General features: G+C 56.7%; 21 protein-coding genes. 14 read left to right on the forward strand and 7 right to left on the reverse strand.

What is annotated here, in order from left to right:
• The first annotated feature begins 3 nt into the window (after window positions 1-3).
• Both K3757_RS15635 and K3757_RS15640 read left to right on the forward strand, forming a co-directional pair.
• A complete protein-coding gene (locus K3757_RS15635) occupies window positions 4-762 on the forward strand; it encodes an amino acid ABC transporter permease (RefSeq protein ID WP_259996870.1) in 759 nt (252 codons plus the stop codon).
• A gap of 40 nt (window positions 763-802) precedes the next feature.
• The gene (locus K3757_RS15640) at window positions 803-1,111 is read left to right on the forward strand and encodes a carboxymuconolactone decarboxylase family protein (RefSeq protein WP_409202589.1); all 309 of its coding nucleotides are present in this window, start codon (window positions 803-805) and stop codon (window positions 1,109-1,111) included.
• On the opposite strand, the gene K3757_RS15645 is transcribed toward K3757_RS15640, so the two are convergent.
• Together K3757_RS15645 and K3757_RS15650 are read right to left on the reverse strand one after the other, a co-directional pair.
• Window positions 1,108-2,145, reverse strand: coding sequence for an aromatic ring-hydroxylating dioxygenase subunit alpha (locus tag K3757_RS15645; protein ID WP_259996873.1), 1,038 nt, complete (start codon window positions 2,143-2,145; stop codon window positions 1,108-1,110). The genes K3757_RS15640 and K3757_RS15645 overlap by 4 nt on opposite strands.
• A 62-nt stretch (window positions 2,146-2,207) precedes the next feature.
• Window positions 2,208-3,179 (reverse strand): stealth family protein, encoded by a 972-nt coding sequence (locus tag K3757_RS15650; protein WP_259996874.1) that lies wholly within the window; start codon window positions 3,177-3,179, stop codon window positions 2,208-2,210.
• 140 nt (window positions 3,180-3,319) lie between these two features.
• On the opposite strand from K3757_RS15650, the gene K3757_RS15655 reads away from it, so the two are divergent.
• The 3 genes from K3757_RS15655 to K3757_RS15665 all read left to right on the forward strand — a co-directional run bounded on the left by K3757_RS15655 (window position 3,320) and on the right by K3757_RS15665 (window position 6,822).
• Window positions 3,320-4,168, forward strand: a complete 849-nt coding sequence (locus tag K3757_RS15655; RefSeq protein WP_259996875.1) for a MaoC family dehydratase N-terminal domain-containing protein — start codon at window positions 3,320-3,322, stop codon at window positions 4,166-4,168.
• A gap of 2 nt (window positions 4,169-4,170) precedes the next feature.
• Window positions 4,171-5,688 (forward strand): citrate lyase subunit alpha, encoded by a 1,518-nt coding sequence (locus tag K3757_RS15660; RefSeq protein ID WP_259996877.1) that lies wholly within the window; start codon window positions 4,171-4,173, stop codon window positions 5,686-5,688.
• 108 nt (window positions 5,689-5,796) lie between these two features.
• Window positions 5,797-6,822, forward strand: coding sequence for a Fe(3+) ABC transporter substrate-binding protein (locus tag K3757_RS15665; protein WP_259996878.1), 1,026 nt, complete (start codon window positions 5,797-5,799; stop codon window positions 6,820-6,822).
• A 52-nt stretch (window positions 6,823-6,874) separates the two neighbouring features.
• Here K3757_RS15665 and K3757_RS15670 read toward each other — a convergent pair whose 3' ends face one another.
• The 3 genes from K3757_RS15670 to K3757_RS15680 all read right to left on the reverse strand — a co-directional run bounded on the left by K3757_RS15670 (window position 6,875) and on the right by K3757_RS15680 (window position 8,984).
• Window positions 6,875-7,528 (reverse strand): HAD-IA family hydrolase, encoded by a 654-nt coding sequence (locus K3757_RS15670; protein WP_259996879.1) that lies wholly within the window; start codon window positions 7,526-7,528, stop codon window positions 6,875-6,877.
• Window positions 7,525-8,694, reverse strand: coding sequence for a M20 aminoacylase family protein (locus K3757_RS15675; protein ID WP_259996880.1), 1,170 nt, complete (start codon window positions 8,692-8,694; stop codon window positions 7,525-7,527). The genes K3757_RS15670 and K3757_RS15675 overlap by 4 nt, the downstream gene beginning before the upstream one ends.
• A 137-nt stretch (window positions 8,695-8,831) precedes the next feature.
• Window positions 8,832-8,984, reverse strand: coding sequence for a hypothetical protein (locus K3757_RS15680; RefSeq protein ID WP_259996881.1), 153 nt, complete (start codon window positions 8,982-8,984; stop codon window positions 8,832-8,834).
• Window positions 8,985-9,139: 155 nt separating this feature from the next.
• Between K3757_RS15680 and K3757_RS15685 the strand changes: the two genes are divergently transcribed.
• The gene (locus K3757_RS15685) at window positions 9,140-10,093 is read left to right on the forward strand and encodes a two-component system response regulator (protein ID WP_259996884.1); all 954 of its coding nucleotides are present in this window, start codon (window positions 9,140-9,142) and stop codon (window positions 10,091-10,093) included.
• Window positions 10,090-10,446 carry an Hpt domain-containing protein gene (locus K3757_RS15690; RefSeq protein ID WP_259996887.1) on the forward strand — a complete coding sequence of 119 codons (357 nt, stop codon included), beginning with the start codon at window positions 10,090-10,092 and terminating at the stop codon, window positions 10,444-10,446. Before K3757_RS15685 ends, K3757_RS15690 begins: the two co-directional genes overlap by 4 nt.
• 32 nt (window positions 10,447-10,478) lie before the next feature.
• On the opposite strand, the gene K3757_RS15695 is transcribed toward K3757_RS15690, so the two are convergent.
• The gene (locus K3757_RS15695; RefSeq protein WP_259996888.1) at window positions 10,479-10,964 is read right to left on the reverse strand and encodes a prepilin peptidase; all 486 of its coding nucleotides are present in this window, start codon (window positions 10,962-10,964) and stop codon (window positions 10,479-10,481) included.
• Window positions 10,961-11,806, reverse strand: a complete 846-nt coding sequence (locus tag K3757_RS15700) for a helix-turn-helix transcriptional regulator (protein ID WP_259996889.1) — start codon at window positions 11,804-11,806, stop codon at window positions 10,961-10,963. Before K3757_RS15700 ends, K3757_RS15695 begins: the two co-directional genes overlap by 4 nt.
• A 334-nt stretch (window positions 11,807-12,140) precedes the next feature.
• Here K3757_RS15700 and K3757_RS15705 point away from each other — a divergent pair, with 334 nt between their 5' ends.
• From K3757_RS15705 to K3757_RS15735, 7 genes are all read left to right on the forward strand, one after another.
• Complete coding sequence (locus K3757_RS15705) at window positions 12,141-12,341, forward strand: Flp family type IVb pilin (protein ID WP_259996890.1); 201 nt, start codon at window positions 12,141-12,143, stop codon at window positions 12,339-12,341.
• Window positions 12,342-12,425: 84 nt separating this feature from the next.
• Window positions 12,426-13,937 (forward strand): TadE/TadG family type IV pilus assembly protein, encoded by a 1,512-nt coding sequence (locus K3757_RS15710; protein ID WP_259996891.1) that lies wholly within the window; start codon window positions 12,426-12,428, stop codon window positions 13,935-13,937.
• Entirely contained in the window at window positions 13,934-14,419 is a 486-nt protein-coding gene (locus tag K3757_RS15715; protein ID WP_259996892.1) for a TadE/TadG family type IV pilus assembly protein, read from the forward strand. The genes K3757_RS15710 and K3757_RS15715 overlap by 4 nt, the downstream gene beginning before the upstream one ends.
• Window positions 14,416-15,039, forward strand: coding sequence for a TadE/TadG family type IV pilus assembly protein (locus K3757_RS15720; protein ID WP_259996893.1), 624 nt, complete (start codon window positions 14,416-14,418; stop codon window positions 15,037-15,039). The genes K3757_RS15715 and K3757_RS15720 overlap by 4 nt, the downstream gene beginning before the upstream one ends.
• 11 nt (window positions 15,040-15,050) lie before the next feature.
• Complete coding sequence (locus K3757_RS15725) at window positions 15,051-16,340, forward strand: AAA family ATPase (protein ID WP_259996896.1); 1,290 nt, start codon at window positions 15,051-15,053, stop codon at window positions 16,338-16,340.
• Window positions 16,333-17,808: a CpaF family protein gene (locus tag K3757_RS15730; RefSeq protein WP_259996898.1), complete on the forward strand. Its 1,476-nt coding sequence runs from the start codon at window positions 16,333-16,335 to the stop codon at window positions 17,806-17,808. Before K3757_RS15725 ends, K3757_RS15730 begins: the two co-directional genes overlap by 8 nt.
• Entirely contained in the window at window positions 17,808-18,767 is a 960-nt protein-coding gene (locus K3757_RS15735) for a type II secretion system F family protein (protein WP_259996899.1), read from the forward strand. Before K3757_RS15730 ends, K3757_RS15735 begins: the two co-directional genes overlap by 1 nt.
• Window position 18,768 lies beyond the last annotated feature (1 nt).

The following is an 18,768-nucleotide window of genomic DNA, read 5'->3' on the forward strand; positions in this document are numbered from 1 at the left end:
CGCATGAAAAATCTTATAGCGCTGACTTGCCTGACGCTTCTTGCCGGCTGCGGAAGTGCTGGAAATTGGGGGTGGTACGTCATCGACCCGACCACGCCAAAAGGCTGGTCAAATATCAGCTTCTTGCTCGACGGGTTTGGCGCAACGATCCTGCTGTCGGTCATCGCGGCCGTGTTGTCGATGGTGATCGGATTGCTGGTGGCGCTTCCCGGCATGTCTGCGAACCGCTGGATCAGATTGCCAAGCCGCATCTACATCGAATTCATCCGGGCGATCCCGCTATTGCCGATGCTGTTCTGGGTCTTCTATGGATTGCCTGTCGTGCTGCAATCGATGGGTATCTCGGTGCGGATCGATGCGTTCTGGGGCGCCGTGATCACGCTGGCCCTGTCCGATTCCGCCTTCACTGCCGAAATCTACCGCTCTGGCATCCAAAGCATCGCACGCGGCCAGACCGAAGCGGCCAAGACCATTGGTCTGACGTATACGCAAACCATGCGATATGTGATCCTGCCGCAAGCGATCAGGCGCATCCTGCCACCTTTGGCGAACCAGTTCATCTACATTGTCAAAATGAGCGCCTTTGCCTCCGTTATCGGGATGCAGGAACTGACCCGCCGCGCGAATGAACTGGTCGTGACAGAATACCGCCCGCTGGAAATCTACACGCTCCTGATCCTCGAATACCTTGTGCTGGTGCTTGTGATCAGCTTCTTTGTGCGCTGGCTGGAGCGAAAGATGGGCGCCGATGAAAGCCGCTAAAGGAGACGATATGAGCTGGACCAAATTCCTTGATGATACGATGAAGCGGATGGGTGCGTTGCAGCAGCAATCCCCCGATATGTTTGCCGGCTTCAACACCATGGGCAAAGCAGCCAAAAAGAATGGTGCGCTGGACGAAAAGACAAAAGAATTCATCGCCCTTGGCATTGCGATCTCTACCCGGTGCGACAGCTGCATCGGCTTTCACGTCAAATCGCTGGTACGTCTTGGCGCAACACGGCAAGAGCTGTGCGAGGCGCTGGAAATGATCGGCTACATGGGCGGAGGTCCGTCTATCGCGTTCGGTGCCAAAGCGCTTGAGGCCTATGACGAGTTTGCTGCCGTCTAGCGCATCTTTTCGTCTACCAACGCCTCTTGCGCGATCATCGCCTCTAATTGGCGACGAAAGCGCAGCGGGCCTGCATCAATCCCCAGATCAATATGGGCAGAGGTCTTTGTCTCCAGCCCGATCTGCACGGCGTCCAGAACGGCGCGGTCTTCCTCGAATGCTTTGCGCACATCCTCAGACATCATTTCTGACAGGGCCTGATCGTCAGGGCGCAGATTGCGCAGCTGGAACCAGTAGTAACGCGTTTCACGTTCTGACACGGGCGTCATAAAGTTGTAGCTGTCCATGATAAACGTCTCGTCCGACAGCGGCCCGTCTGCACCACCAGTGCCTGCGGGGGTAAACACCGCGCGGATCAGCGCATGACCGGGGTAGCGGACTTCGTAATGCTGAAGGCGATCGCAATTGCCCTCGAAGGGCACAATCTTGGCATAGAATGGCGCAGGCGCATGATCCATCATCCAGCGGTGAACAATCACACCGTCATCTGTTCGGGTCACCCGCAGCGGCGTGTCCTTGGTCGCGTCTGAGGCGAACGAGCCTTCGTGCACCCAGGCCACATGTGTGGGGTCCAACAGATTGTCGCACATCAACAGATAGTTGCAGTTGAGCCCCATCGCCGCACCGGTGTTAAGGCCCCATTCAGGATCGTCAAAGTTTGGAATATTAATGATATCTTCTACGTCCGCGATGGCCGCATTACCCATCCATATCCAGATCAGCCCGTATTTTTCATGCACAGGATAGGGTTTTACCCGCGCGTCTGACGGGATGCGTCCGATCCCGGGCGCCCAAACGCATTGGCCTGCACAATCGAAGGTCAGCCCGTGATAGCCGCATTCCACGTTGTCCCCTTTGATGCGCCCCTTTGAGAGCGGCAGCTTGCGGTGCGGACAGGCGTCCTCCAGCGCGATGACCTCACCACCTTCGGTGCGGTAAACGCAAATCTTCTCACCCAGCACGACGACTTGTTGCAGGGCACGTGTTACTTCATGACCCCATGCGGCCACATACCATGCGTTCTTTAGAAACATTGCGTCGGCTCCTTGCTGTGCGGGGTCATTGTTAGCTTGTGCAGCAAACAATAAAAGCCCCGTTAACGCATACCGCCACCAATTGCCTCACTGATTAGATTTCGCGCGTCTGGCACCAGCGCTTCGAGTTGCGGCAGATCATTCACACATAAGAACCGCGTTTCCGCCAGTGCGTCACGGACCAAAAGGGCGCGTGTGATTTCTGGCGCGTCAAACGCTCCCTGACCACTTTTGATGTGCCGATAGTCTCTGGCAGGCGCAAAAACAGCCCGCCCTTCGGCAATGCAGGCATGGTTATACAAGCCCTGAGGCAGAAATTGCTCAAGCTCCCGAAACCTCGGCTTGATATTGTTCTCGAAGGCGGCACGCTGCTGGTTGAACTGCTGCGCCATGATGCTGCGCCGCATCGGGTGTACCACATGCGCCGCAGCAAACACACGCGCGGGGCCAAAACCGCACAGGGCTGCTGCATTGATTTGGACAAAGTGGTTGAATAGCGCGGGATCATCCCTTGCCTTCGGATCATCAAGCATCGCCGCATAATCCCGCCACTGCCCGCGCAGCACGGGACGCTCTCGCGCGAATACATCTTCTGGATTTAAAGGCGCGGTAAGAAAAACATCATCATTGAAATACAAGAACCGCTCACTCAGTCCGTCGATCCGCCACAGAACGCTTTCGATGGCAAGCGAGTTGAACGTGGGCAGTACATTTGTGTAACCCTCAAAAATCTCTTCGTGCAACACAATGCGCAGCTTGGCCTTCAAGCCTGCGGGCAGTTGAGAGAAATCAGGCGCCGTGCGGTCAACCACAATCCATATATGGCGCACCCAAGGCGCGTGATTATGTATGGAAAGCAGACAGTAATAGATTTCGTCGCTGGATTCCCACCGATGCGGATTGCTGGCGTTCAGGTTCAAAGGCGCGCTGTTTTGCGCCATATACTGGGCCCGCAAAGCCCGATGAGAAGGCGCGTTCCCGTCTACCCAAGTGATAACGGCATCTATTGCATCATTTTCCGTATTGATCAGCACAGCTTCGGGCAAACCTATCTATCGTGAAATGCCTAACGTAGGGCACGTTTATATAAATGGCAGTCCGTCCGACAAAATTCTCCGGCTTGACCGCAGAGGCACCAAATCTGACAGTTGGGACATCGCACAAAGGAGCGCCCATGCAACCGACCCAAGACCCCGAAATCCTTCGTCAATGGATTGGACGCAAGGAGATGCTCGAAGACACGCTTCATGTGGGTCCTGCAAACCTGATGGAGATGACATTGGATCGGGTGCCCGCACTAGGCTCGGGCGATACTCTGCCGCCGCTGTGGCACTGGATATACTTTCTACGCTCCGCCCCGCTCAGCGCACTTGGACGCGACGGACATCCGGCAAAGGGCGGCTTCTTGCCCCCTGTTGCTTTACCCCGACGCATGTGGGCCGGAGGGCGGTTCGGTTTTAGCGATGATGTGCATATCGGCGAAAACGTCCGCAAGACATCTGTAATCAAGGATGTATCCGTGAAACAGGGCCGCTCCGGCGCCTTGTGTTTTGTCACCGTGCGCCACGAGATCGGCGATGCAGACAGACCCGCATTTTGGGAAGAGCATGATATTGTTTACCGCGAAGATCCTTCGCCCAGCGCGACGCCCCGCCTCACTGTGCCCGTCGGCGATGATTGGCAGCACAAAGAAACTGTCACCCCCTCGGAAGTCATGCTTTTCCGATATTCGGCGCTGACCTTTAACGGGCATCGCATCCACTATGACCGCGACTATGCCCGCGATGTCGAAGGGCATGGCGGGCTGGTGGTGCACGGCCCCCTGATTGCCACACTGCTGATGGATCTGGCGCAGCGCGTCATGGGCGGCGCGCGCCCCGAGAGTTTTGAGTTTCGTGCGGCCAGCCCGCTATTTGACACAGCACCTTTCACGCTACATGCGCGCCAGAAAGGTCAAACCGTCACACTGGCTGCGGCGACCCCTGAGGGAAGGCTGGCCATGTCAGCCGCCGCGCGGTTCTAGCAGTGGGATCAGATACGCAAAGCGCACGGCTGGCATACCTGACCGGCCCGCTGGCCACTCCTTTGGGGCCGATGGGCCCTGCACCGGTCGCTTCGTTGCAGATGCGCCCTCCACGTTCTGATGCGCGACAAGCGGACAAACAGGTGCGTAACCTTTCGGCAGCCTTTGATGCCTTCAGTATCGGCGACGGGGCGGTGCTGTCCTTTCACCACCACTACCGCAATGGTGACCGGCTGATGAACGCGGTTCTGGCTGAGGCTGCGCGGCGTGGTCTGCGCGGATTGACCATCGCGCCAAGCTCTCTGTTTCCGGTACACGCGCCGCTTGCTGATCATATCGAAAGCGGTGTGATCGGCGACGTTGTGACCGACTACGCCAAGGGGCCTGTTACCGCTGCATTGTTGTCAGGTGCGCTGCGCGGCCCTGCCTTGTTGCAAAGTCATGGCGGTCGGGCGCGGGCGTTGGGCACAGGCCTGTTGCGCGTTGATGTCGCATTTGTGGGCGCGTCACTTGCGCAGGCAGATGGTGCATGCACGGGCCGGGGCGGTGCGCTGCCCTGTGGTCCGCTAGGCTATGCACAAGTTGACTCGGGCTATGCCCGCCACACGGTCGTTTGCGCGCATGAAATCACGCAAAGCCCTCTGCCCCATACCGACATCCCCGGCGATAAGGTGGATGCAGTGGTGCCATTCGATACCCCCGGAGAAGTGAGCGGCATTGCTTCTGACACCACATTGCCTGCGCAAACGCCTCAGGCAAAGCAGATCGGCGGTTGGGTCGCAGAGGTCATCGCCGCTGCAGGTATGATGCGCCACGGGCTATCCCTGCAAACAGGTGCGGGAGGATACTCCCTTGCCTCGGTACCGCTGATTGGAGCCGCGATGGCCCGCGCCGGTCTGCGCGGCAGCTTTCTGTCAGGCGGGATTACAGGCGCACATACAGAGCTACACCGCGCGGGTCTGTTCGAGCGTATTCATGATGTACAATGCTTTGACGGTGCAGCCGTCGCGTCCTCGATCATCAACCCGCACCACCTTGCCATGAGCGCTTCGGAATACGCCAACCCGCTGGAAAGCCTGGCCATCGTGAACCGGCTTGATGTCATGGTGTTGGGCGCGGTGGAGATTGACCGCCAGTTCAATGTCAATGTCACGATCGGCGGGGATGGCAGGCTTATCGGCGGCCCGGGCGGGCATCCCGATGCGGCCGAAGGCGCGCGACTGACAATCGTCACCACAGGTCTTGGGGGTGGCGGCTATGCCAAACTGGTGGATGATGTGCGCTGTGTGACCACCCAAGGCCGACACATTGATGTTCTGGTCAGCGATGAAGGTATCGCAGTCAATCCCGCGCGCGCCGACCTTGCAGCGGATCTAAAAAGGGCCGGTTTGCCCCTGTTCAGCTTTGACGCACTGAAAGCGACCGCAGACCAATCCGCCACCCGCTTACGCTGTGCGGCTGCAACCAGCCCGCGTTTACTGATTGAACATCGCAGCGGCGGATTGCTTGATTGGGCATGAAAGACCCTAGTAAATTTATTCCGACTAAAACAATCAAGTTTATTGCATTGGCCGCACGAACTTAGTATCTGACAAAAATAATCGGAATAAAGCCAAAGAGGAATCATCATGGCCCGCTCCCCCCTTTCCCCCCTCGTCATTGCTGCCGCTGCCCTTGTGGCCGGCGTCAACGCTGCAACAGCTGAGGGCGAAGTCAATCTCTACTCTTCACGCCACTACGACACGGACGAACGGCTTTATAGCGATTTCACCGAAGCCACCGGTATCAAAGTGAACCGGATCGAAGGCAAAGCGGATGAGCTGATCGCGCGCATGCAAGCCGAGGGTGCGAACTCTCCCGCTGATGTGTTGATCACGGTAGACACCTCGCGCCTTAAGCGCGCCAAAGATGCAGGCGTGCTGCAATCCATCGATAGCGCTGTGCTGGAAGACCGCATTCCATCCAACCTGCAAGACAATGAGAACCAGTGGTTCGGATTTTCCCAGCGCGCACGGATCATCTTTTATGACAAAAACAACGTGACCGAACCACCGCTCGACTATGTCTCGCTTGCCGATCCGAAATTCAAAGGAATGGTTTGCCACCGGTCTTCTTCAAGCACGTATTCGCAAACCCTGCTGGCGTCGATCATCGAAAACCACGGTGAAGAAGCTGCGCATGCCTGGGCACAAGGCATGGTCGACAATTTCGCCCGCGACCCACAGGGCGGCGACACCGACCAACTGCGCGGCCTTGTTTCCGGTGAATGCGATATTTCGATCGCGAACTCATACTATTTCGCACGCGCATTGCGCACCGACGTCACAGGCGTAACCGAGAGCATTGACCAGATCGGTTGGATTTTCCCTGCGCAGGAAGCCGAAGGTGCACATATGAACCTTTCAGGCGCCGGTGTTGCCGCGAATGCGCCGCACCGCGACAATGCAATCGCGTTTCTTGAATACCTCGCCAGCGATCAGGCGCAGCAGTATTTCTCTGCGGGCAATGATGAATTCCCGGCCGTTGACGGTGTCGCGCTGAGCGAAAGCGTCGCGAAGCTGGGCGAGTTTAAAGCTGACAGTGTCGATCTATCAGCTGTGGCCGAAAACCTGCCAAAAGCCCAAGAAATCTTCAACGACGTTGGCTGGAAATAAGCCGACCTAACCCACCGTGCGAATGCCCGCGCGGTGGGTGTTTCTGAAAACGTCAAAGCGGCCCAGCGTATCGCATAGCCAGCTCTGGCAGCTCAGCAAAGTCGCTGAAATCAGCCGTATGGGGAATGTCGGAAACCTCGGTTTTGCGGTACCCTTCCGTAAAAAGCAGGAATGGCACGCCGCAGGCTTGTGCCGTCTGCGCATCCACTTCGCTGTCTCCGACATAGATACATGGCCCCGCCCCCAAAGCCTTGAATGCAGCAAGCAATGGCGCGGGATCAGGTTTTGATACAGGCAGGCTATCACCACCCCAAAAGGTCTGGAAATAGGGACTGAGCGACAAGTGGTCCATCGCCGCCATACACGGCGCGAGAGGTTTGTTTGTGCAAATACCCAAAGCATGTCCATCATCGTGAAGAGCTTTGAGCGTCTGGCCCACCTGCGGGTAAAGCACTGTGTCATGATGGGCCGTAAGATATGCGGCCTTGAACGCCTCAACCATGTCACCGTGCAACTGTTGCGGCAATTTCACAGCCTTTAACATACGGGTCACAAAAACGGGCACCCCATTGCCGACAAACGAATGGGTCTGCGCCAAAGTGATTTGCATGCCATACGGGGCCAGCAAAGCGTTCGCCACGCCCTGAATGTCCGGCGCGCTGTCAATCAACGTGCCATCAAGATCAAAAACAATGCGAAATGTCATGCCAGCGGTAACCGCTGACGGACAAGGGTTGTCCAGAACGAACACCCCCAAGCAATCACATCATCGTTAAAATCATACGCCGGATGGTGGAGCCCTGCTGAAGGCCCATTACCAATGTTGATCATCGCGCCCGGCACTTCGTTCAGCATGAACGAAAAGTCCTCGCCGCCCATGCTGGCTGGCATATTAAGCGAGACATTATTATCCCCCGCCACCTCTTGGGCCGCACGCGCGGCGCGGGCCGTTCCTTCGGGGTCATTCACTGTGACAGGGTACATCCGGATATATTCCAGATGCCCTTTCGCCCCTTGTGCCGCGCAGGTCTGCTCGACCAGAATGCGCAAGCGCTGTTCGATGTGGTTGCGGACTTCTTCGCGCAGGGTGCGGACGGTGCCGGTGATCTCGACCTCTTGCGGGATCACGTTAAATGCATCGCCAGCGTGGATGGTACAAAGCGATACGACAGCATTATCCATTGGATCTACGCTGCGCGCGGTCAGGCCTTGCACAGCCTGGATCAGCGCCGCTGCGATCGGCAGAGGGTCAACCGTACTGTGTGGCATTGCAGCGTGGCCGCCCAGCCCGGTGACCCGTATACGCACTTCGTCCACGGAAGCCATAATCGGGCCTTCGTTGATGGTAAATTCGCCCACCGGCAGGTTCGGCCGGTTGTGCATGCCGTAAACTTCGTCACAGGGCCAACGCGAGAACATGCCGTCTTCGATCATGGCCTGCGCACCAGCACCGCCCTCTTCGGCGGGTTGGAAAATGACCAGAACGCAGCCATCAAACGCGCGGCTCTCGGCCAGATGTTTAGCCGCACCCAGTAGCATGGTCGTATGTCCATCATGCCCGCAAGCATGCATCTTTCCTGCTACGGTCGAGGACCATGCGACACCGGTTTCTTCCTCAATCGGCAATGCATCCATATCAGCACGCAAACCGATGGTACGTCCCGATGTGCTGCTTTGCCCGTTGATGACGCCAACCACACCAGTCTTGCCGATCCCTTCAACCACTTCGTCACAACCATAGCTGCGCAAGCGCGCTGCCACACTCGCGGCGGTGCGGTGCACATCGTACAAAAGTTCAGGATTCCGGTGTAGATCGCGCCGGAACTCTGTCAGCGCTTCGATGTCTTTTGCGACCCAGTTCTCAACAGCCATTCCTATCCCCTTTTTGTGCGACAAACCTTTGCGCCAACATTCAATCCCGCCATGCTCAGGTCAACCGATATATGCCATCGGGCAATCATGAAGCACGCGCCCACAGCACACAAAGTCTTAGAATATAGACAAAAATTTCAGCCTGACATCAACGTCTCATAACCGGCACCGTTAATTGGCGGAGCAGCCTCAAGGTAGAATTCAGACACTTTATATAGTGATTGCGCGTGAGTGAGATACCCACTGCGGCCTAAGTCATAGCCCCTGCGCAACTGGGCAGGCGCGGACATGCACCAATCCAAGTAGCATTATTCCGTCCGGGATCGCGCCGCTTCCAACTTAACACCCCTCATTTGCTACCAAATAGACCCACTTTCGCCATTTTTTCCAGCGACCTTCCCATCAACAAAGCGCTGAATGCCCAACTTGAGTGGAGTACCCTGCAATGAAGATTCTCTCGGTAGATGATGATCCAATCATCCTGGGGATTCTGGGGCAAGTGTTCTCAACCATGGACGATCATGTGATGGTTGCGGCTGCATCGGCACAAGACGCCTTGACCTTGCTTGAACAAGAAGACGATCCCTTTGACTGCTTCTTCCTCGATATCCGGATGCCCGGAATGGACGGAACCGCGCTGGCGGGACTTATCCGTAAGATCAAAAAATACGAAGCAGCCCCGATCTTGATGCTAACTGCCATGTCAGAGACGCGGTATATTGACGGGGCGTTCGCTGCCGGTGCAACTGACTATGTCTCCAAACCTTTCGACCTGAAAGAGTTGAGAGCCCGCGTCAACGTGATCCACCAGTTGGTTCAAAGCCGCAAAACCACATCAAAGCAAGCCGCTAACAATGCCACTGAACAATTGGACTTCGCGGCGCAGATTGATCTGCACGATATTGATCGTGTCATCTCTATGGACGCTATGAAAAACTATCTCGCGCAGCTTTCCCGAACCGCATTATTCGGGTCCACGGTTTTTGCCGTCACATTACGAAACCCTGCTTCATATTTCGACAGGCTGAGTGCTGATAACGTCAGACTGCTCCTCGCTGACGTGGCCGGAGTGATCTCTGATACGCTAAGCTATCGTCACGCCCTGATTTCCTATGCGGGCAATGGCACCTATGTCTGCGTCACAGAAAGCCGCGGCCGTCCGGATACGGCTGCCATAGCTGATCGGATTAATCTGAACCTGAACCGGGCTGGGATCATTCCCGACGGTGATACCGTGATGCCTCCACGCGTTAGCGTTGGCGTTGCTGTTCGCCTTGCCTGGAAATCAGGTGAGCAGATTCTGGGGTCTCTCGTTACGGCACAAACATCAGCCGAAAAGGCCGCCGCTGAACATGAGCGTTTGAACTATGACCTTTTCGATATGGAGGAAATCGCATGACCGCCATCGCGCAGCAATTGCCCGGTCTTGATCGAATTCGCGATCGTTTTGTCGACCTACTGGAAGACCGCAAGAACAGCATCGCACAACATGTACTTACCGCTTGGGACGGGGAGACCACTGACGAAATCAATGGCAACCTTGTTAGTGCGCGGAACATTCTGCATCAGATCGCCGGTACCGCGGGTACCGTTGGATTTCATGACTTGGGTACAACAGCGCACCAGTGCGAAGCGCAGATCATCGCACATCTAGAAGGCCCCTACGCCGATCTTGCGATATGTCCGGGTGAAATAATCTGGCGCATTGATACCTTTGTAGAGGCCTGCGCAACGATCACCCCCAGCGCCTGAAGGTCATAGTCCAATCCGGCGGTTTCAGCGGCTCATCCAGAAAGAGCAGCAATAACGACTGCACCCAGCGGTCTATAGATCAGAACTGCCAAAGCAATTGCGGGCCCAAGCGGGTAACGCGCGCTCTGGTTCACAGATAGCCAACGCCCGCCGCCCGTAAAACCACGTACAAGACGCAAAACTGTCAGGGTAAGGATAACACTCACAGAAAGCGCCAGAACAAACTGGGCCCATGCATTTGATGGCACGAACAGGACGACTGCGGGCAAAAGCTTCACATCTCCCCCGCCCAATAAATGCAAAGCAAATACAACAAAACTGAGACCGAAGACGAAAAGCGCTGCAAGTATCCGCCAAGCCAATTCAGGCAGTGGCATAAACGGGAGCTGCGTCGCGATGAACACTATTGCCAGCAATATGACAGCGCTGTTGGGAATGCGCAGATCAGAGAGGTCTGTATAGATCGTGTAGAGCAGGATCGGCACACAGGCCCATAGGCCAAAGGCGGCAAGACTCACGCGCCATCTTCCTTCTCGGCGTTTATCACGGCAACAAGCTCGATCTGGCCGCTTGTATCTGTCTTCGCATAGATATTACGCAGATGGGTCCGGACTGTTGCGATGGACACGCCCAACACTTCGGCGATCTCTTTCGCCTTGTCGCCTGCAGCCACCAACTGGCACACCCGCAATTCAGCACGGCTAAGGCCGCATGGATTGCCCAGACCCAAAATATTATTACCGCCGCCAGCCGCCGACAGGGCGCGACTGCGGGTACGGGTCAATCTGGATATCAGACCCGGGCTGCGCAGTGTCCAAGCGTAGGCCAAGGCCGAAGTCACCAGCACCGGCGGGATTTCGGCGCTACGCTTTGGCGGCACATCAAAGACGATCTCGAAAGAGTCAATTCTGTCTTCTTCAGCCTCCAGAATAATGACACTCACCTCAATGACATCAGGCCGCGCATCCCATTCTGACGCGGCAGGGCTGTCGGCGAATTCAGGCTCCGCGCGCAAGGCGGATAAATGAAAGATCGCGCCGGATTGCAGTGCATCAAATCGGGTATCACGCAGATACCGCAGCAATGCGCCACTGCTTGTGGGGGCTGGACCGGGTTCTGACGGCCGGATCGCGGATGCCACAGGAAGCGCATCGTCTCTTAACAGCCGGAACAACGCGGTGCTGTAGGATTCTATTTGCCGTGTTAAAATTTGAACAATCGCTGACAGCTCGAAGTGCCCTGCCAACGCAGCATTCCAATCCGTAATGAAGACAAAGTTACGCGCGATCCGTTGATGCAGATCGGTGGCTCCTTCAAAAGGCAGCACTTGGCTTCGGTCAGTCAGACTTGAACGCGGCACGGTTTGTACTGCTCCTTCTTTTGTTCAGTTACTATCTTATCTGCAAGATGTGGGAAGATGAATAGTTTGCAAAACCGAGACGGCCAATCAGACAAGATTCGTTAACCGACCTTGTGGATTATCAACCATTTCAAAGAATACACGCTATTGGTGTGAAATCAGCGATCTTGTCCGGTCCGCCCCCGCTTTGCCCTTAAATGGCCCCAAACCATCATCCTTGTGAACGATGTGGTTAAATATCTCTTAAGCTAATTTGAGGTCATCGGCGGCACTATGGTGTCAGCTCATACCCCCCGGCGGAATTTTCGCCCCTTAACGATTAAAGGACTACAACATGAAACTTAACATCAAAAACGTATTCGCCCGTCTGCGCCGCTCCGAAGAGGGTGCAACCCTTGTTGAGTACGGCATCGCTCTTGGTCTGGCCGTGACAGTTGGCGCCGGTGCTCTTTTGGCGCTTGGTAACGACGTTGACGCCAAAATGACGGCAGCTTCTGGCGCTCTCAAGGGCGAAGAAACAACCACTACCCCATAAGTCTCACGCTTAACTTTCGAAAAAACCTTCGCCGCGCCTATGGGCTGTGGCGAAGGTTCCCCCCCCGCACAAAAGGCTTTCTTCATGCTTCCTCATTCGGTTACGCGCGCCTACCGTCGCGGCGAAGACGGCAGCATGATGGTGCTCTGGGCTCTTTGTCTGGTCGCCTTCCTTGGCCTCATCGGCCTTGTCTTTGACATGGGGCGTCTGGGAACAACCCAGTCCGAACTTCAATCATATGCCGACAGTATCGCCCTCGCGGCCGCAGCCGAGCTTGACGGACAGCCGGATGCGCTGACCCGTGCGCGGGCAGCAGGTACGTCCCTGATATCCGATACACAGACATTTGCAGAGGGCAGCAAAGCGCTGGTTGCCTCTGACATCGTCACCATGACCTTCTACAAATCCAACCGTGAAGGCAGGTTCGAACGCGCACCGCAATATGAAACGACTGAACCCGCAAGCGCGCGTTTCATCGACATTCAGGTTGCCCCGGCCAACGTACCGCTTGGCTTTGGCGCAATCCTCACCTCACTGAACGGCAGTTCCATCAACACGCTGACATCTGCGCGCGCTGCCGCGCAGTTCGAGCTTGAGGCGTGCAATGTCGCGCCGATTGCCATGTGCGCCCCGACCATCAGCCTGGACACAGATGCCGCGATTGGATCGACCTTGCGGCTGGACGCCAGTGTTAACCTTGGTCAGTTGCTGCCCGGAAACATCGGCGCCGTAGACACCCTGACCAGTGTAATTGGCGGGCTGGATATCTGTGTCGGTCTGCTGGGCGATGAGCTAACCGCCTGCCTGATCGCTTCGCGAGAGCCCGAAACTGCCTGCGCGGGTAGCGGTGGTGGGCTGGTCCTGTCGACGTCAGTGGACGGCGATGACCTTATGAACTCCATCAACACCCGTTTTGGCAGAGCTGAAGGCATTGCGACCGGCCTGATCGGTGATGCGTTTGCGGCCGCTCCCACGCTATTCAACGGGCGGTTCAATCCCTTGGGCATTTGTGTACCGGATCCACTGACGACCGGCACCACTCTGCCAGCTGATGATTGCTTTCTGATCGGCAATTGCAGCGTGCGCGGCAATGGGAACTGGACTGTCGGAAGAGCAGAATATGTCGATACCTACTTCGGCGGTGTTGACCCTTTCCCCGAAGCGCAAACGCGTTACGAATTCTATCTTGCCGAACTGGAAGCGACGGGAGAGATTTCTTCGAGCAACGGCGGCGGCACTGGTACCGCCGATACCAGCAGCGGCGGGCTTCTGGGCGGCGTAATCGGCGGAGTTGTCGACACAGTGAACGATCTCGTCGGGCAAGTATGTGCTCCGCAAGACGCTCCAACTCCTGATCTGGAGCTCGATACGAAACGCCGCCTGATGGTGATCGCAGCCGTTGATTGTTTGAATGTCGACGTTCAGGCAGGTGTGCGTGCGCCTGTGGTGCAGTATTTCGAAGCCTTTGCCTTGGGCAGCGCGGAAAACGGCGTTCTTGACGTTGAAGTGACCGCCTGTCTGGGCAGTAACTGCAAAGGCGACGGGCGCGGCAACCTTGATGTCGACGTGCGCGACGTAGTGAGGCTGGTCGAATGATCACTTCCTCCCGTTTCATCCGCGAAGAAAGCGGTGCAGCTCTTGTTGAGTTCGCGCTGATCTTTCCGGTTATGATGCTGATGCTTGGCGTCGCCATCGAAGGATCGCGGACATATCATTCCTACCAAACAGCCGTTTCGGGTGTCCGTGATGCTGCGCGCTATCTTAGCCGCGTTGTGCAGTCAGATGTCTGCACATCTGGCGCGGGCGTGGCGCAGTGGGATGAGACGCTTACGGATATGGTGCAGCTGGATCGGGCACAAAAAAGCGTCTTCTCATCTGATGTGGATATTTTGAATGTCAGCAGCACGTTAGAATGCGTTTCAGGCGATTGGCGCGGCAAGGCAACGGCGCCCGTCGCGACGATCACGGCAACGTTGAAAATCACCTATCCGTTCAGCGGAATGTTCTCATTTGGCGGCGGGTCACTTCCTGCGGTAACGACAACAATTAGCGACAGCGCAAGGATCATCGGTTCATGATCCACCTGCATGCCAACATCCGCAAATATTCCCGGTCAGAAGACGGCGCCACTCTGGTGGAATTTGCTATCGTGACTTCCCTGTTCCTGCTGCTGGTCTTTGGCTTGATTGATTTCGCGCGCTTGAGCTTTTCACGCGTTCTGGCCGAAAAGGCCACCGAACGTGCCGTGCGGATGGCCGCGGTGCGTCCAGCCGTCTGCCCGAATCTGGCAGCAACAAACGCCCGCGGGCTTATTGGTACGCTTTCGCTGGATGTGCCGAACGGCACACGGTGCACGGAACGCACAAACTTGTGCCAACAGCTTCAGGCAAGCAGCTGCTTGGGCAGTACCGATCACCCGACGGCGGCCGCGATTTGGGCTCAGGTCGAAGCATTGCTGCCTACGGGTGCCAAACCGGAGAACCTGTTGTTCACCTATCACTATGACCCCGCGCTTAACCGTGTTGGCGCGCCGTATACGCCCATAGTGACAGTTGAGCTTGCCGATCTGCAATTCGATTTCATCTCACCTCTGGGCGCACTTGCCCGTTCCGCAGGTGGCTCTGACGATACGACCCTTGGTCAGAGCTTTCTCTTCCCTTCCATGAGCGCGTCGCTCCCTGCTGAAACCATTCGATAAGGACACTCTCGATGACTTATGCCAACCATGATCTAGAACGCCAGGTCGCTGAAGCGGTGACCACACCTGCAATAGCCCGCGTGCTGGTTGTGGCACAAAGCCCGGCAGTGGGTGCAACCATGCTCGAAGAGATGCAGAGCGACCAAGCCGTACGCGGCAGACTTCTGGAATGCTCACTGACGCAAGCTGTCGCAGATAACGCGCAGGCATGGTCCGGCCTGAACTTTGTCGTGTTTGAGCTGAGTAACAGCATCGCCGAAGATATTGTTGCGGTGCAAAAGATAAAATCCCAAGGCGATGATGCCCCGCACTGCATCGCAATGACGCGGGATGTCCTGACCGATGAACAGCGCGCACGTCTCACTCAGACAGGCGTGGCCGAGATCATCTCCCTCCCTCCCCGTGAGGAGCAGAAAAAAGCACCCGAAGCCCCGACTGAGGAACCACACCAAGACGTTGTCGAGCCACCTCTGGAACCGGCAGCCTCCGCACATGTCTCCTTGCCCCAAGAGAAACAACGCGGATGTGTCACCGTATTACTCCGCGCACGCGGCGGTGCAGGCGCGACCACATTGGCGGTCAACCTTGCGGCAGCACAGGCCGATATCGGCGGTGCCGGCAGTGTCGCCCTTCTTGATCTTGATATCCAGAATGGTGCGATTGCGCTGGCAATGGACCTTCCTGACAGCGCAGAAGCGGGCGCACTGATAAAAGGCGAACTCCCCCTCAGCGCCGCGTTCATTGATCGCGCGATGGTGCGCCACAACAGCGGCGTTGACGTGCTCACTGCGCCTGACATTTTCGCACCTCTCGATGCGCTTTCACCATCCGATGTTGCCGCTATGATCACCATGCTCAAAGACCGTTACGATCATATCGTCGTGGATATGCCGCAGGCCGTTACCGATTGGACGCTGCCTGTACTAGGCGCGGCGGCACAAGTCATCTTGGTCACAGACACCTCGCTGCCGTCAATCAAGCGCACCCGCCGCCTGATTGACCTGATCGGTGACGAACATATGACCCTGCCGGTCGAAGTTGTCGTAAATCAACAGCAAAAACCCCTGCGTCTGTCAGCAGCTCTGCGCGAATGCGAGGCCTTGATCGGTCGCTCCCTGACCCATTGGGTCCCGTTGGACGTAAAAACGGCACGGCGCGCCAGTGATCTGGGTATTCCGATACAGATGAGCGCAAAGCGCTCGCGCATGGCACGCGCAATCACAGCGCTGGCTGGACGTATGTTCGCACCGAAATCCAGTGCCGCACCTGAAACCACGCAAGGGCAACACAATCATGTTTAAGGCATTTAACCAGTCCCGCGCCCGTACCGGTGCAACCGCGCCGACCCAAGCAGCCAACACACCTGCGCCGCTCGCGTCTGCGTCTCCGGTAAAAGTGATGCCGCCGTTGCCAAAGATCGAGAGCGTCAAAGCTGCTGAACCTGTGCCAGCGGCACAGCCCGCGCCGACACAAACGCTGGCGCGCCCTGCGGACCCGAACATGGCGCTTAAAAGCACCTTGCATGAACTGCTTCTGGACAAACTGAACCTGACGTTGCTGGACAAGGTAAGCCGCGAGGACCTGCACCGCGAAATTTCGGGCCTTGTTGCACAGCACCTTAAATCTGAAGGCACGCTGATGCCGTCAGAGGCATTCAAGCAACTCATCCATGAACTTCTGAACGAAGTGCTGGGCCTTGGTCCACTTGAACCCCTTCTTGCTGACCCGACAATCTCGGACATTCTTGTGAACGGAACGGACAAGGTATTTGTCGAACGTCGCGGGCTCTTGGAGCGGACCGAAGTTTCCTTCCGCGATGAACGCCACCTGTTGCGGATCATTGACAAGATTGTTTCAACCGTTGGCCGCCGGATTGACGAAAGCCAGCCATGGGTGGACGCGCGCCTTGAAGACGGCAGCCGCGTGAACGCCATTATCCGCCCCTGCGCCATCGACGGGCCAAGCTTGTCGATCCGCAAATTTTCAAAGACGCCGCTGCGCATGGAAAAGTTGCTTGAACACGGCGCGCTAAGCCGTCAGGCCGCCCTTTTCCTTGAGGCGGCAGTTAAGGGCCGGATGAACTGCCTGATCTCTGGCGGGACCGGTTCGGGCAAGACCACGATGCTTAACGCCATGTCCGCCTTTATTGACCCGCGCCAGCGCATGGTCACGATTGAAGACGCGGCAGAACTACAGTTGCAGCAAGAACATGTTGTGCGGCTAGAGACACGCCCCGCCAATGCGGAAGGCAAAGGCACGATCACCCAACGCGATCTGCTGGTCAACGCGCTGCGCATGCGCCCTGACCGCATTATGGTCGGCGAGGTGCGCGGCGCCGAAGCCTTTGACATGCTACAGGCCATGAACACCGGTCACGACGGTTCAATGACCACAATTCACGCCAATACCGCGCGCGACGCGGTAAGCCGCCTGGAACAGATGGTCACGATGATCGGCAACGACTTTCCCATGCAGGCCGTACGTTACCAGATCGCCGCCGGCTTACAGCTGGTTTTGCAGCTTAACCGTCTAAGCGACGGCAGTCGGCGCGTCATGAGCATCTCTGAAATCGTTGGCCTCGAAGGCGATACAATCATGATGCAGGACATCTTCGTTTTCAAGAAAATGGGTGTTGATGAAGAAGGCAAAGTGCAGGGCCGGATGATGGCAACCGGCGTGCGCCCGCAATGTTTTGAAGCGTTGCTAAATTCCGGTGTCCCACTGGCTGCAGACGCCTTTGTGCCCAGCATGGCAGACGGGTCCGTGTGATGGCTGACATTTCTTTGACCACCATGACCATTCTCAGCGTGATCGGCTGCAGCCTGCTGGGGGCGGTCGCCGTGCGGATGATCCTTGCACCCGATACCGCTCAGGCCCGCGCAAGAAGCTCTCGGCTTCAGGCGATGATCCCGAAGAAAACCAAGACAGAGGCTGCGGCGCTTGTTCGGTCAGGTGCGCGCACAGACAAAGGCCTAAGCCTGCCCTTTATCGGGAATGTTGGTCAGTTGTTGCGCCGCGCCGATCTGGATGACCGCCGCTTTGCCCTTTGCATGGGCATTCTGGGCGGCGGCGCAGTCTTTGGCGCTTTGCTGACATTCTTCACCAGCCCCGTGCTGGCATTCCCGGCAGGCATCGGACTGACGGCATTCATCGTGCTGCAATTGGTCAACCGCCGTTATTCCAAGCGCATGGATGCGCTGACGCTACAACTGCCAGATGCATTGGATTTGATGATGCGTGGGCTGCGCGTGGGTCACCCGATCAATGCAACCATCGCCAATGTCGGACGCACCATGGCAGATCCTGTGGGTGCTGAATTCCGCACACTGGCGCATCAGGTCAGCCACGGTGATTACCTTACCGATGCGTTTCGTGACTTTGCCGACCGCACCGGGCATGAGGACATTGAATACCTGTCTGTTTCCATCGCAATCCAGCATGGAACAGGCGGCAATCTGGCCAATATGATCGATACGCTCAGCAAAGTTGTACGTGCCCGCATCATGATGCGCAGACGGGTCAAAGCAATCTCGTCGGAAGGTCGTATTTCAGCTTATGTGTTGTCAGGTTTGCCTGTCTTGATCTACTTGGCCACGTCTATCACGGCACCTGCATATTATGCGGACGTAAGCGACGATCCGATGTTCAAACCGATGGCCGTTGCGATTGTGGCCCTGATTGTTGCGAACTTTCTGGCCTTGCGCAAACTTGTCAGTTTCGAGGTATAGG

This window comes from Sulfitobacter sp. S223 (genome assembly GCF_025143825.1).
GTDB lineage: Bacteria > Pseudomonadota > Alphaproteobacteria > Rhodobacterales > Rhodobacteraceae > Sulfitobacter.

Excerpts from the sequence above, each read along its gene's own strand:
- K3757_RS15635 (WP_259996870.1), top strand. The coding sequence starts at position 4 with ATGAAAAATCTTATAGCGCTGACTTGCCTGACGCTTCTTGCCGGCTGC.
- K3757_RS15640 (WP_409202589.1), top strand. The coding sequence starts at position 803 with ATGAAGCGGATGGGTGCGTTGCAGCAGCAATCCCCCGATATGTTTGCC.
- K3757_RS15645 (WP_259996873.1), bottom strand. The coding sequence starts at position 2,145 with ATGTTTCTAAAGAACGCATGGTATGTGGCCGCATGGGGTCATGAAGTA.
- K3757_RS15655 (WP_259996875.1), top strand. The coding sequence starts at position 3,320 with ATGCAACCGACCCAAGACCCCGAAATCCTTCGTCAATGGATTGGACGC.
- K3757_RS15665 (WP_259996878.1), top strand. The coding sequence starts at position 5,797 with ATGGCCCGCTCCCCCCTTTCCCCCCTCGTCATTGCTGCCGCTGCCCTT.
- K3757_RS15670 (WP_259996879.1), bottom strand. The coding sequence starts at position 7,528 with ATGACATTTCGCATTGTTTTTGATCTTGATGGCACGTTGATTGACAGC.
- K3757_RS15675 (WP_259996880.1), bottom strand. The coding sequence starts at position 8,694 with ATGGCTGTTGAGAACTGGGTCGCAAAAGACATCGAAGCGCTGACAGAG.
- K3757_RS15680 (WP_259996881.1), bottom strand. The coding sequence starts at position 8,984 with ATGTCCGCGCCTGCCCAGTTGCGCAGGGGCTATGACTTAGGCCGCAGT.
- K3757_RS15685 (WP_259996884.1), top strand. The coding sequence starts at position 9,140 with ATGAAGATTCTCTCGGTAGATGATGATCCAATCATCCTGGGGATTCTG.
- K3757_RS15690 (WP_259996887.1), top strand. The coding sequence starts at position 10,090 with ATGACCGCCATCGCGCAGCAATTGCCCGGTCTTGATCGAATTCGCGAT.
- K3757_RS15705 (WP_259996890.1), top strand. The coding sequence starts at position 12,141 with ATGAAACTTAACATCAAAAACGTATTCGCCCGTCTGCGCCGCTCCGAA.
- K3757_RS15710 (WP_259996891.1), top strand. The coding sequence starts at position 12,426 with ATGCTTCCTCATTCGGTTACGCGCGCCTACCGTCGCGGCGAAGACGGC.
- K3757_RS15715 (WP_259996892.1), top strand. The coding sequence starts at position 13,934 with ATGATCACTTCCTCCCGTTTCATCCGCGAAGAAAGCGGTGCAGCTCTT.
- K3757_RS15720 (WP_259996893.1), top strand. The coding sequence starts at position 14,416 with ATGATCCACCTGCATGCCAACATCCGCAAATATTCCCGGTCAGAAGAC.
- K3757_RS15725 (WP_259996896.1), top strand. The coding sequence starts at position 15,051 with ATGACTTATGCCAACCATGATCTAGAACGCCAGGTCGCTGAAGCGGTG.
- K3757_RS15730 (WP_259996898.1), top strand. The coding sequence starts at position 16,333 with ATGTTTAAGGCATTTAACCAGTCCCGCGCCCGTACCGGTGCAACCGCG.
- K3757_RS15735 (WP_259996899.1), top strand. The coding sequence starts at position 17,808 with ATGGCTGACATTTCTTTGACCACCATGACCATTCTCAGCGTGATCGGC.